The sequence below is a fragment of the Haloterrigena turkmenica DSM 5511 genome (assembly GCF_000025325.1).
GTDB lineage: Archaea > Halobacteriota > Halobacteria > Halobacteriales > Natrialbaceae > Haloterrigena > Haloterrigena turkmenica.
Map to the genome: position 1 here is coordinate 3,394,129 of NC_013743.1, position 13,315 is coordinate 3,407,443.

A 13,315-nucleotide genomic window follows, 5' to 3' on the forward strand; every position below is an offset into this window, starting at 1 on the left:
GCGCCGTTACATGGAAGCAGGAGAACGCCCACGACTTCAGTCGTGGGAGTAGTCACAGCGCGCGGTCGTGTTCGCTCTCGAACTCGCGCTGGCGTCGGTACTGGTCGACGAACTCCGCAACATCGAACTCGAGCATCTGGGTCTCGAACTCGGAGATGGCGGTGTCGTCGTCGGCGTGGCTCACCGCGTGTTCCATCAGTTCGACCACCAGTTCGACGACGATCTCGTGGAGCCGTCGGGCGTCGAAGTCGGTCATCCACAACATTGCGTAGCCGACGGCGCCGTCGTCGCTGGCGTCGTAGGTGCGGACCTTCTCGGGGAACTCCTCCATGACGACCCCCAGCAGGTGGGGCGTGCCGAACTCCTCGAACTCGTCGGCGGGTTCGATCGTCTCCCGCAGGACGGCGACGAGCGATTCGGGGAAAAAGCGCGAGGGCGGGTGGACGTCCGTGACGACGGCGTGGGACGCACCGCAGGGACAGGCGTACTCGCGCATCCCCAGATCGATCTCGTGGGGGTCGATCGAGTTGCCGCAGGGAAGCTCGAGGTGCCGGTCGCCGCCGGATCCCGGAACGCGGGGCTCTGCCATTGCTCCTCGTAGGCGGGGGCGAGCCAAAAGGGCGACGACTCGAGACGTACGGGTGACGCCTCGAGTCGGGTGGACAACGGCCGCGATCGCCTGCCGAGACCCGTCGCCGTCGCTCACTCGGGCCGGCGCAGGGCGAGGCTGTACATCTCGCCGGCCGACTCCGAACCGATCCCGTCGACGAGGGCGTCGGCCCGCTCGAGCAACGCGGCCCCCAGTTCCGAGTCCGCGGGGAGCGCGTCGACCCTCGAGCGGACTACCGCGGCGTGGGCCTCGAGGTGGCTCTCAGTCCATGGGACCGGGTCCAACAGCGTTCGGCGCCGATCGACCGTCCACCCGTAGCCGGCGAACAGTCGGCCGAGCGCTGCGGCCGGGTAGAAGGTCAGCATCGGCTCGCCGTCGGCAAGCCGTGCGGCCGCGTTCTCGAGGGCGAAGAGGTCGCGAACGGCGGCGTCGTCTGGCAACGGCTCGTAGTCGTCGACGACGAGGTGACAGCCCGGCGCGGCGACGCGGGTCAACTCGCCGACGATCGCGTCGAGATCGGCGGGCGGGACCACGTTGAACAGCCCGTGTGCGGTGATGACCTCGACTGCGTCGTCGGGCAGCGGGATCGCGCGGAGGTCGGCCTCGAGGACGGCGAGTCGATTGCGTGCTCGTCTCGGGTCGTCGTTGCCATCGTCATCGGTGGGCGATCGGACGCGCTCGAGCGTGGTCTCCGCGTGCGTTCGATCGTCGGTCACGGCGTAGACCCGCGCCGCGCCGTTCGCGAGCAGCCCCGCCGTCGTATTGCCGACGCCGGCCCCGGCTTCGAGACAGACCGCCCCCTCGATCGGGCGGTCCTCGAGGGCGGTCGTGACGGTGCGTGGAACGTCCATGTGGTCTCGCGGGTCGCCTCGCCGTCGCGGGCGGTTCAGTGGTGGAGCTGTTCGGGGACCGGGCTGTCGTCGTGGCGCGCGTCCGCGATGAGCGAGCGCTGTTCGCTCTCGGCCATCCCGTCGTACCGGGTGGCGGCGTCGAGCACCATCGCGACGAGCTTCGGATCGCCGGGCGTGACGACGGTCGAGAGGCCCTGCGACGCGGCGAAGTCGAACCGCTCGCGGATCTCGTCGGGCGTATCCACCGGCTCGTACCAGTTGGAGTACGGCCGATCCGCTTCGGGTAACTCCTCGGTCGAGGGCCACGATCCCTTCGCGAAGGCCTTGATCCCGAGCGTGCCGATCCCCGCCTCTTCGGCGCGCTCGAGGACGGCCTCGTAATCGTGGTCGTCGTCGCCCTTCGCGGCGACGACCGGGTTCAGTGGGAACATCACCGTCGCGAGGTCGTCGATCCGATCCATCGCGTCGAGAATGAGCTGCGGGTTCCCGTGGCTCGTGAGGCCGATGTCGCCGATCAGCCCCTCTTCTTTGGCGTCGCGAAACGCCGCGAGGGCGCCGTCATCGCCCGTGATCTCCTCGAGTTCCTCCTCGTACTCGAGGCCGTGGACCTGATAGAGGTCGATGTGATCGACGCCGAGTCGGTCGAGCGAGCGCTCGAGTTTCCGGCGCGCGCCGTCGTAGTCTCGCTCCTGGGTCTTGCAGCCGAGATAGATCTCCTCGCGGTGCTGGCGGAGTTTTGGGCCGAGCTTGAGTTCGGCGTCGCCGTAGGTCGGCGCGACGTCGAAGTGATTGACGCCGCGGTCGAGGACGAGTTCGACCATCTGGTTCGCGCCCTCCTGCTCGAGCCAGTTGAGTGCGATCGCACCGAAGGTCGCAACGGTGCTTTCGTGGCCGGTCGGGCCCAAGTTACGCGTTTCCATACCGGTCCATCGGCGAGGTCGCACATAAGTCACGGGCCATCGGCAGTCCGAACGATGGCTCGAATCTGCGGTGTCTCACCGAACGAGCGGAGAAAGGAGCGGCGGCTCGGTCGGCCTGTCGGGGGCCGTCGCGGTCAGGGCCAGTCGTCGCGGACCGGTTCGGCGTCGTCGTCGCCGGTCTCGGTGTTCGCGGCGATGATCCAGTCGGCCGCCTCGGCAGCGTCCTCGACGTCGAGATACTCCCAGTCGACCTCGTCGGCGAGCTGTTCGTCCGCCTCGGTCGAGCCGATGAAGACGTACCGGTCGGTGTCGAACTGGTCTTTGACGCCCTCGAGGCTCTCGGCTTTGCCCCGCGGTCCGGAGAAGAAGTCCTGCCGGATGCGGTTCTTCCGAGTGAAGTTCGTCACGACGTACGTGGGTTTCTCGGAGACAACGCCGATGTACTCGGTCCAGCCTCTGGCGTCTTCGAAGACGCTCTCGGGCGAGGCGAGTTCTTTCAGCGCCTCGAGTTCGAACGCCAGGGTCATGTCGCTATCGCCGTTCATAGGTCATCGAAGGCGCGCACGCGGGAAAACGACTTCGATACTTCCGACGGGCCGAGAGCGGGGGCGGCGAAGCCGGAGGTTAGACGCTGACGACGCGATAGTACTCCGTGAAGACGATTACCTCGCCGGCCTCGAGATTTACCGCTGACTCAGGGACCGGGCGATTTTCCTCGAGACACTCGTAGAACGCCTCCAGCGTGTCCGTATCGAGCTGATCGACGTGGCGGACGGTCGCGTCCGACGACACGGAGTCGGCGCGCTCGAGTCGGACTCGTCGTTGGAGGAGCTCAGTGGAACCCATGTTCATTGTTACCAAATGTCGTGATACTACTTAACGGTTCCGCCGAGATCGATGAGAATCGGTGTCTCGAATCGATCGAACCGACCGGATCGCAGTACCGAACGTCGAACGTGACCTCGATATGACGGGCGTTGATACCCGATCGCGGGGAAGTAAAATCAGTCCGTGAACGGACGATGAGACCGCGAGCGGCGACCGGATCGCGGCCGGCCACCGTCGACGACCGCTACTGTTCCTGTGCCGGCGCGAGCTCGTCCAGATCGACCTGCTTCTCGAGGAGGACCTCGGCCTGGTCGGCGACGTCACGCTGTTCGCGCATCAGCTGTTTGAACTTGCTCTGGGGCGAGAGATCGCCGATGAGGACCCCGCCGACGATCTTGCCGTCCTTGAAGGCGATGCGTCGCCACTCGGTGTCGCTGTACTTGCGCTCGGCGTGTTCGTCGCCGAGTGTCGGGTGGCCGAAGGAGAGGAAGGGGAAGTCGAAGTGCGTGATGGAGTACGAGGAGACCCACTCGAACTCTTCTTCCTCGTCGTCGGCGGCCATGTTGACCGCGGCGACCCGACCTTGTTCCTTGGCCGAGCCCCACGAGCCGTTCTGGGCCTGATCGCCGAGCAGGACGTCGTAGAAGCGCGTGATGTCGCCGGCGGCGTAGACGTCGTCGACGTTAGTCTGCATGTACTCGTCGACGACGAGCCCGTTGTTCTGCTCGAGACCGGCTCCCCGGAGGAACTCGGTGTTGAATGTCAGCCCGATGGCGACACCGGCGAAGTCGCAGTCGTAGCGGTCGCCGTTGGGGTCGACCGCGGCGGTGACGTGTCCGTCGTCGTCGACCTCGAAGCGGTCGACGCCGCTGTCGAAGACCGGTTCGACGCCGACCTCGCGCATGCCCTCGTGCATGATCTCGGCGCCGTCGGCCGAGAGCGCGTAGCGCCACCAGCGGTCGCCGCGCATCAGGTAGTCGGCTTCGATACCCTGCGCGCCACAGACGGCCGCGAAGTCGATTCCCAGCAGGCCGGCGCCGACGATGACGCCCCGATCGGACTGCTCGGCGTGCTCGCGGATCCCGCGGGCGTCCTGAAACGTCCAGAAGTGGTGGACGCCGTCGGCGTCGCTGTTTTCGACCGGGAGCTGCGTCGGCGTCCCGCCGGTCGCGACCAGGAGCTTGTCGTACTCGATCTCGCCACTGTCGTAGGTGTGGACGATCCGCTCGTCCGTGTCGACGCTCGTGACGTGGGTGTTCAACGAGAGCTCGATATCGCGCTCCTCGTACCACTCTTCCTCGTGAATCGAGATGGGAGCTTCTGGCAGTTTCCCCTTCGCGTGTTCCTTAATGAGAATGCGGTTATACAGTGGCTCCCCCTCATCGGTGATGACGGTAATCGTCGCCTCCGGATCCTCCTCCCGGAGGGTCTCGGCAGCCGAGCTGCCGGAGATTCCGTCACCGATGATCACGTAATGGGTCATATTCGGACCGTTCGTAATGCGGGTTAAAGTGGATTGCTATCTCGTCTATTTTACCCAGCGGGAGTTTCGCCACAACAGTTGTATGCTGAAATCGGACGCAAACTGTCAAAACGGTAATCGCACGTCGGTCTTCCGTTTCCGATACTTGACGTTGCAAGGTTTGCTGGTATCTCCGACGGTCGACCGTCCGAGCGAGCCGTCGGTATCTCGCCGACCCTTCATAGTTGTCCGAACCGTTCTTTAGGCGCTACTGCCTACATCGTCGCATGAAACTCCGTCAAAACGCGAAACACTTCGCCTATCGAAAGGCCCTCGAGACGCCGGGCGTCCGTTCGGTCGCCAACGCGGGGCTGGTCAGACTGCACACGAAGATATTCACCGGAAAGGCCGACCCCGCCCACGCGGAGGAGCGAACGGCCCACCTCGACGGCCTCTTCGACGCGACGATGGACACCTACCTGCGAGCGCTTCAGGCGGGGTTCTCCGAGGCCGAAGCCCGCGAGATCACCCACATTCAGGCCAACTTCGACTTCTACAACCACGGCTGGACCGAGATGATGGAGATCCCGGTCGACGAACTCGAGGCCCACTACGAGCGCTACGGCGACTTCTTCGAGCGGTGGGACATCACGATCGACGACCCGCTCGGCCAGTTCGAACCGCCCGAGGGGATTCCCGAGGCGCCCTCGACGCCCGAACGACTCGACGAGCCCGAACACCCCCACGCGGAGGGCGGGTTCGCCGACGACGTCTACGTCGAGACCGAGGACGGCGACCTCGTCGTGGGTAGCCAAGACGAGCCGGACGACGTCGACGTCTCGAACGCGGTCGATCTCGAGGACGAGGATATCGAGGCCGACTGACCGACGTTCGGTCCATTCTGCCGCGCCTACTCGCGATCGAGCCCGCATTTCGCACCAGCGCTTTCGACGTTTGTTCTCGTCTACCGGATAGTAATCTAACAGTAACAATATTGTTTGCAGATCTGTTTTCGGTCGATGAACCGACGAACGTATCTCGCGGCAGCAGCGTCGGCAGCGGGGCTCGGACTGGCGGGCTGTGCCGACTCGCCCGCGCTCGACGAGGACGAAGGGAACAACGACGACTCGCCGCCGCCGAGCGATCCCGCCGCGAATCTCCCCGACGCCGCCAGAACCGTCGACGACTTCGAGGACCTCGAGGCGTGGACGGTCGCCGGCGGGACGCTTACGGCGGATCCGGACCGCGCCGCCGTCGGCTCGCAGAGCGCCCAGCTGACGGTTGGCAAGACCGAGCAAATGGCCAGACTCACGAGGACGTTCGCCGATCCTCGCGATCTCACCGACGTCGTTCCCGGCGTCGCCGTCGCGACGGACGAACTCGTCGTCCCGTGGCTTCGACTGGTCGACGACGAGGGAGCCGCCGTCGAGTACCGTCGCGGGATCGTCGGCGACCTCCCCCTCGAGCGGTACAACTTCGGCGTCAGCGAGATCGATCCGGCGTTCGACGCGGCGAGCGTCCGAAAAGTGTCCCTGCGGCTCTGGACGGCCGAGGGGGAGCGACGGACGGTCTGGTTCGACGACCTTCACTTCACGCCGCGGCCGGAGACGGGGCAGGTGATGATCCAGTTCGACGACGCACACGTCACCGATTACACGGAAGCGTTGCCGCGCCTCGAGTCGTACGACTATCCCGCGACGACGTTCGTCAACTCCGGGTACATCGGCGGCGACGACGTCGGCGGCGATCCCCGATTGACGGTCGACCAGCTCCGCGAACTCCAGGACGCCGGCTGGTGCGTCGCGAACCATGCGAAGAACCACCCGAAACTGCCCGAACTCGACAGCGACGAACAGGAAACTCAGATCCGGGCGGGCAAGGAGTGGCTCGTCGAGCGAGGGTTCGAGGACGGCGCCGACTACTTCGCCTACCCGTTCGGCCAGTACGACGCGACGTCGATCGAACTCGTCGACGAGTACCACTCGATCGGCTTCGGTGGCGGCCCGCCGGCCCAGGGTTATACGACGAATACGAAACTGGCCTCCAGAATCGGCAACCCCAGCGCCGAACGCGTCCGAAGCGCGCTCGAACACACCGTCGAACAGCGCGGGATCACCGGTCTCTTCTTCCACCGCCTCGAGGACGACCACCTCGAGGCCTTCGAGACGATGGTCGAAACGATCCACGAGTACGAGTCGAAGGGCGAACTCGAGGTGATTCTCCCCCGACATCTCGAGGAGCGGTTCCTGTTCTGAGGGAGGCCGACTCGGCGCCCGTCGAGAAGCGTTCGGGCGGTGTCGGGATCCAAGCCGCTAAGTGTCCGGGGAGACCCGTTTCAACAACGAGACGATTCGATGGCACTCGATAGCAATGACCGATCGATCGCCGGCTTCACCATGGCCGGCCACGCGCTCGTCCACTGGTTCGAGACGTCGATCCCGATCTTTCTGGTCGTCTGGCTCGATACGTTCGACACCGGCGTCGCCCTGTTCGGACAGGTCGTCGCGCTCGGCTACGCGCTCTTCGGGATCGGCGCGCTGCCGAGCGGCATCCTCTCGGATCGATACGAGACCAAGCGGCTCATCCTGGCCTGTCTCGCGGGAATGAGCGGGGCCTTCCTCATCCTCTCGTTCGCGAGGTCGGTCTACGCGATCGCCCTCGCCCTCGTCCTGTGGGGAGTCGCCGCCAGTATCTACCACCCCGCCGGGCTGGCGCTCATCAGCACCGGCGTCGAGGAGCGGGGCACCGTCTTCGCCTGGCACGGGATCGCCGGCAACGCCGGCATCGCCCTGGGCCCGTTCGTCACGGCGACGCTGCTCGTCGTCTTCGAGTGGGAGCTCGTCGCAGCGCTGCTGGCCGTCCCCGGCGTTCTCGCGGTGCTGTACGGCCTCAGCGCGTCGTTCGATCCGACCGCAGCCGTCGACGACGACGTCGACGCCAGCCCCGACGAGGCGCTGTCCGTCTCGGAACTGTTCGCGGAGACGCGAACGCTGTTCGCGAGCGCCTTCGCCATCGTCTTCGCCATCGTGATGTTCGAGGGGCTGTACTACCGCGGGATGTTGACCTACCTGCCCGAGATCCTCCACGGTCTCGAGGCGATGGCCAGCTTCGCCGTCCCCGCGAGCCTCGAAGGGATCGAGCCGGCCGATTACATCTACGTGGGGCTGTTGGTCGTCGGAATGGCGGGCCAGTACGCCGGCGGGAAACTGACCGACCGCGTGGCACCGGCCCGTGGCATGATTGCCATCTTCGCCGTCCTCGCGGTGCTGGCCGTCGCGTTCGTTCCCGTCACCGGCATGGGCGTGGTCGCGATCGCAGCCCTCTGTGGCGCCTTCGGATTCTTCCTGTTCTCGATCCAGCCGTTCTACCAGAACGCCGTCGCGGTCTACACGCCCGCGGACAGTCGCGGACTCTCCTACGGCTACACCTACCTCGGCGAGTTCGGCTTCGGATCGGCGAGCATCGCCATCGGCGGCTTCGTCCTCGGCGGCTTCTCGCTCGCGGCGTTCTTCGCGTTGATCGCCGGCTTCGCCCTCGTCGGCGGCCTGCTCGCGGGCGGCCTGCTGGTCGGTAGCGGGCGGCTCGCGACCGACGCGAGGGAAATCGAAGCCGAAGCGGACGATTGACGCTGTACGGTCAGAGGGTCCGAACGGGACAGCGTACCGACGGCCGAAGGTACCGATCAAACGGCAAAGCGAGGGAAGAATGAGAACGGCTCCGTCGACTCGAGTCGCTGTTAAAACCAGTCCGGTTCGGCGTAGTCGGCCGTCTTGTGCTCCTCGGGCCAGATAGTCTGCTGGACGCCCGTCCCGTCGTCGTTCTCCTGCCACTGGAAGAACAGCGGGTGGACGTTGTCTTCACCGTAGATGACGTCGTGGGCGTGCTCGTGGCTCGAGTCGTGGAACTCAATGGTTCCGGTCGTCCCGGTAACGGAAATGTCCTCGAGTTCGCTCACCAGCTCGTCGGAGTCGGACGTTTCGGCCTCCTCGACCGCCTTCGCGAAGAGTTTGACCGCGTCGAACGAGATATAGCCGGTGTAGACGGGCGCGGACCCGTCGTTCCTGCGCTGGTACTCGTCGACGAACGGCAGGGTCTTTTCGGTGGTTTCGGTGGTCGGTGTCGCAAAGGCGTACCCGGTCGCGTAGCGGCAGGCGCCGTCGACCATTCCGTAGTACGAGGACAGCTGCATCGGCACGTGAATTCCGCTGAAGGCGAACGGCCGTTCCGCTGGCCCCCAATCCATCACGGCCCGAGTTCCAGTGTGGGCTGCCGCAATGATCGCCGCGTCGGCTCCCGTCCGTTCGACCTCGTCGTAGATGTCCGAGAAGTCGTCAGTCGCCGGTGCGTACCGCTTTTGCATCGCAACGTCGACGGCCGTGTCACCCAATCGGTTCTGGTACACCTCCCACAGTCTCTCGGTCCAATCGTAGTCTTCGACGAGGATAGCGACGGAGCCCCAGTCGAGTTCAGGTCCCATCTCGTCCAGAAAATCGATCTGGGTCTCGGCGAGGTTCACGTCGTTGATCGGACCGACACGGAAATGGTACTTGTACTCCTCGTACTGGTCGCTGACCATCCGGCTCGCCGCCGTCGTCGCGGAACCGACCGTGAGATGGGGGATCTCCTGCTCGGCAATGTCGTCCATCAAGTGGATGAGTACCTCGGAGGTGGCGACGCCGATCGTAACGTCCGCGCCTTCCTCGAGAACGAGCCGCTGGTACTGACGGCGCGCCTCGAGCGGACTCCCGTTCGTGTCGCCAATGGCCAGTTCGACGGCTCGACCGTCGATTCCGTCGTCGTCGTTGAGTTGGTCGCGAGCGATTTCGGCTCCCTCGACGATCGATTGCCCGGTGGAGTTGCTGTCCGGATCGGGTGCCAGAACGCCGATCGTAACCGGATCGATATCGGCGCTCCCCACGACCGATCCGACGGTCTCGATACAGCCCGCCAGTGAGAGGCCGACCACTCCGCCAGCCGTCGTTTTGAGCACGTGACGGCGATCGAGATCGCGTCGCTGAGTAGCGCCAGCAGAAGTATTTCCGTCCCCATTCCTGGGGGTATTGTCGTTCATATTGAACAGTTGTTTCGACCTACGTTTCTTAACGTTTGCGGAGAATAGCATGAGGAAGGGAAACAGTCCGGCAGGCGCGACAGCAGAGATAGTATGTTGGAATCGTTAGTTTGATCCGAAATTCACACCCGATATCTCCATAATCATTCCTATTAGAGCCCGTATATTTTATTGTTATGGATTTCGCAACACATCTATTTATTGAGTCCCGTTATCAGTACCGATAACTGCAGATCACCATTTATGTAGTAACGAAATCACCCGTACGCTATCATGGATTTCGTTCGACGGTTGGTGCCGACAGCTATCCGACGCAGGTATGCAGTGAAGTTCGGAATCGCGTTGCTGATTCTCGGACTCTCGGTAGGGCTACTCGGAGCCGGTGCAACGGGAGCGATCACGAATCAGGTAGAAGACCGGGTTCAGGAAGATCACGCTTCTTCGGCCGAACAGGAAGCACAGAGCCTACAGATGTGGAACGAACAGAACGAACACACGATCGGGACGATCGCCCGATCCGACGTCGTCGCCAGCGACGATCCGGCAGCGATCCAGTACCGCTTCCTCGACTGGCAGGAGCACTTAGATGCTGACACGTTCGATATCTCCTACGTCGACCTCAACAACGATACCGTCACGGCCAGTACCAACGAGGCGTACCGCGATAGGGCGACCACCGAGATCGACACCGTTCCTGACGAGGCCTACTCGACGGCCACCGAAAACGTCCCCTGGGTCTCGGACGCCTACCTCGCCGAGGGAGAGTTCGGTCAGAACACCACCGTGATCACCTACGTCCAACTCTCGGCCGAAAACGAGGACCGGGCGATCATCTACACCGCCAATCTCGAAGCCTACGCGAACCAGCTTCAGAACGACGACGGCGTCACGACGATGGTTCTCGACGGCGACAACGAGGTCATGATCGATAACACGGCGGACTACAGCGAATCCCACGGGACGTTCGGCATGGCCTACGGTGGCGACACGAGTCTCTTGGAGTCCGCCCGAACAGAGGGAGCGACTACGCGGCAGGTCGCCGGCTCGTCGCTGGCCTTCGAGAACGACGCCTACGACTTCGGAAACGACGGCGAATACGTCACGAGTGCTGCTCGCATCTTCGGTACCGACTGGGTCATCGTGACCCACGAACCGACCGATCAGGCGCTCGGGTTCGTCACCACGATCGGCCGGTGGGGCGGCATCGCGACGATCGTCGGCGTGCTCATGATCGGCGTGGTCGGCGTCGTCCTCGGTCGGAACACCGCCGTTTCGATCGATCGGCTCACCGACAAGGCCAGCAAGATGGAGGAGGGCGACTTAGACGTCGACCTCGAGACGAAACGCATCGACAACATCGGCCGACTCTACGAGGGCTTCGACTCGATGCGCGTCGCCTTGGGCGAACAGATCGAAGAGGCCGAAGCCGCTCGCGAGGACGCCGAACGAGAGCGCGAGCGCATCGCGGAGATCAACGGGCAACTCGAGCGGACGGCCGACGAGTACAGCGACGTGATGGAGGCGGCCGCCGCCGGCGATCTGACCGCCCGGATGGACGCCGAGACGGACAACGAGGCGATGGCGGAGATCGCCGCGGACTTCAACGACATGCTCGAGGAGATCGAGGAAACCGTCGCCGACCTCAACCGGTTCGCGACCGACGTCGCGACCGCCTCCGAGCAGGTGACCGCCTCCAGCGAAGAGGTTCGCTCCGCCTCCGAGCAGGTCACGGAGTCGATCCAGGAGATTTCCGACGGCGCCGAGCAGCAAAACCAGTCGCTGCAGTCGGTCACTCAGGAGATGAGCGGGCTCTCGACGACCACCGAGGAGATCGCCGCCTCCTCGAACGAGGTCGCGGACATCGCCGAACGGACGGTCGACACCGGCCAGGAAGGACAGGAGGCCGCCCACGAAGCGATCACCGCGATGGACCAGATCGAGACCGAGGCGGAAGACGCCGTCAGCGAGATCCGCCGCCTCGAGCAAGAGGTCCAGCAGATCGACGAACTGATCAACACGATTTCCGAGATCGCCCGCCAGACGAACATGCTGGCGCTGAACGCCAACATCGAGGCCTCCCGCTCCGCCGGCGGACAGGACGACGAAGGGTTCTCCGTCGTCGCGAAGGAGGTCAAGGCCCTCTCCGAAGACGTCGCCGAGGCCGCTGACGAAGCCGAGGACCGCCTCGAGGCGATCCGCGAGCGCACCGAGCGGTCCGCGAACGAGGTCGAGGGCACCAGCGACCAGATCGAGGCCGCCGGCGAGCAGGTCACCGAGGCTGTCGAAGCGCTCGAGGAGATCGCCGACCTCGCCCAGGAGACCAACGTGGGCGTCCAGGAGATCTCCGCCGCGACCGAAGAGCAGGCCGCCTCGACGCAGGAAGTCGTCGCGATGGTCGACGACGCCGCGACGATCTCCGAGGAGACGACCACCGAGGCCGAAAACGTCGCCGCCGCCGCCGAAGAGCAGACCACGGCCCTGACCGAAGTGACCCAGTCCGCCTCCGACCTCTCCGGCCAGGCCGCGGAGCTCTCCGAAGCGCTCGATCGCTTCGAGACCGGCATCGACCGCGAGCGACTCGAGAGCGACCGCGATTCGGACGACGATGACGATCCGACCGCGACGGAGCGTCCGCCCGAGTTCGACGCCGCGGCCGACGCGGCCGTGGACGAGTCACGGTCCGACGAGCAACCGCCGGCGTCGGAGGGCGACCAGCGAGGGCAGGGAATCACCCTCTCGACCGACGACAGCGAGACGCTCGAGTCGCCCGAGCGGACCGACGAGCAAGCGACCGAACCCGACGCGGAGCAGCCGACCGAACGTGAGGCAGAGCAGCCGACCGAGTCGTTCGAGGCCGAGTCGGCGGAGACCGAGCCCGCAGACGACATCGCGCAGACCGCTGATGCGGCCGATATCGAACCCGCGCCGGCTCCGGACACAGACGCGCTCGAGGCCGAATCGGGCGATCAGACGTCGATCACGGACAGCGGGTCGACGAGCGAGACCGAACCCGAGAGCGATATCGACGCCGAACCGACGCCGGCGCCTGCTCCGGCCGCTCTCGAGGAGTCGGACCGGTCGGACCAGGAGTCGGCGGCCGACGGCGAGACGACCGCGGGCGGCGAACTCGCCGCCGAGGAGATCCTCGGGATCGACGACGACGGCACGACCGTCAGCGAACCGGAAGCCGATGACGACGAGACCGACGAACCGGCAGCCGACGTCGATGCGACCGACGAATCCGAGGACGCCGCGGCGGACGCGACGGATCCGCTCGCGGACGACGCGGACTCGGTGACGGCACTCGAGCCGGTCGAAGACGACGAGTCCGACGAGACCGGCGACGGAGACGTCGGGTCGAATGACGCTGAGACGGCTGCTACCGACGACGACGACACTGATGTGACCGACGACGACACCGACGCGACCGACGACGACGTGTTCACGTTCGGAACCACCGACGAGTAGCGCGAACACGCGACTCGAGTCGCTCCGCTTCACGTCGATCGATTTCGTCGGGATTCGCCGCCGTGAATCGCCGTTCTGTTCTCATCTCTCGTCCGTACGCAGTGG

The 13,315-nt window shown here is 64.9% G+C and carries 11 protein-coding genes; 4 read left to right on the plus strand and 7 right to left on the minus strand.

From position 1 onward, the window contains the following. Positions 1 to 52 precede the first annotated feature (52 nt). From HTUR_RS16245 to HTUR_RS16270, 6 genes are all read right to left on the minus strand, one after another. Positions 53 to 589, minus strand: coding sequence for a DUF5815 family protein (locus tag HTUR_RS16245; RefSeq protein WP_012944419.1), 537 nt, complete (start codon positions 587 to 589; stop codon positions 53 to 55). A gap of 113 nt (positions 590 to 702) precedes the next feature. After that, complete coding sequence (locus HTUR_RS16250) at positions 703 to 1,461, minus strand: class I SAM-dependent methyltransferase (RefSeq protein ID WP_012944420.1); 759 nt, start codon at positions 1,459 to 1,461, stop codon at positions 703 to 705. Between the two features lie 35 nt (positions 1,462 to 1,496). Continuing rightward, the gene (locus tag HTUR_RS16255) at positions 1,497 to 2,381 is read right to left on the minus strand and encodes an aldo/keto reductase (protein WP_012944421.1); all 885 of its coding nucleotides are present in this window, start codon (positions 2,379 to 2,381) and stop codon (positions 1,497 to 1,499) included. 134 nt (positions 2,382 to 2,515) lie between these two features. Further along, positions 2,516 to 2,926, minus strand: a complete 411-nt coding sequence (locus tag HTUR_RS16260; protein WP_012944422.1) for a DUF7124 domain-containing protein — start codon at positions 2,924 to 2,926, stop codon at positions 2,516 to 2,518. A gap of 79 nt (positions 2,927 to 3,005) precedes the next feature. Continuing rightward, positions 3,006 to 3,233: a hypothetical protein gene (locus HTUR_RS16265; protein ID WP_012944423.1), complete on the minus strand. Its 228-nt coding sequence runs from the start codon at positions 3,231 to 3,233 to the stop codon at positions 3,006 to 3,008. A 220-nt stretch (positions 3,234 to 3,453) separates the two neighbouring features. Beyond that, a complete protein-coding gene (locus HTUR_RS16270; protein WP_012944424.1) occupies positions 3,454 to 4,692 on the minus strand; it encodes an NAD(P)/FAD-dependent oxidoreductase in 1,239 nt (412 codons plus the stop codon). A 266-nt stretch (positions 4,693 to 4,958) separates the two neighbouring features. On the opposite strand from HTUR_RS16270, the gene HTUR_RS16275 reads away from it, so the two are divergent. From HTUR_RS16275 to HTUR_RS16285, 3 genes are all read left to right on the plus strand, one after another. Continuing rightward, positions 4,959 to 5,555, plus strand: coding sequence for a DUF6149 family protein (locus HTUR_RS16275; protein WP_012944425.1), 597 nt, complete (start codon positions 4,959 to 4,961; stop codon positions 5,553 to 5,555). A 135-nt stretch (positions 5,556 to 5,690) separates the two neighbouring features. Beyond that, positions 5,691 to 6,926: a polysaccharide deacetylase family protein gene (locus HTUR_RS16280; protein ID WP_012944426.1), complete on the plus strand. Its 1,236-nt coding sequence runs from the start codon at positions 5,691 to 5,693 to the stop codon at positions 6,924 to 6,926. A gap of 99 nt (positions 6,927 to 7,025) precedes the next feature. Then, positions 7,026 to 8,297, plus strand: a complete 1,272-nt coding sequence (locus HTUR_RS16285) for an MFS transporter (RefSeq protein ID WP_012944427.1) — start codon at positions 7,026 to 7,028, stop codon at positions 8,295 to 8,297. A gap of 110 nt (positions 8,298 to 8,407) precedes the next feature. Here HTUR_RS16285 and HTUR_RS16290 read toward each other — a convergent pair whose 3' ends face one another. Continuing rightward, entirely contained in the window at positions 8,408 to 9,742 is a 1,335-nt protein-coding gene (locus HTUR_RS16290) for an ABC transporter substrate-binding protein (RefSeq protein ID WP_394298187.1), read from the minus strand. Between the two features lie 273 nt (positions 9,743 to 10,015). On the opposite strand from HTUR_RS16290, the gene HTUR_RS16295 reads away from it, so the two are divergent. Then, positions 10,016 to 13,210 (plus strand): methyl-accepting chemotaxis protein, encoded by a 3,195-nt coding sequence (locus tag HTUR_RS16295; protein WP_012944429.1) that lies wholly within the window; start codon positions 10,016 to 10,018, stop codon positions 13,208 to 13,210. The last annotated feature ends 105 nt before the right edge of the window (positions 13,211 to 13,315 follow it).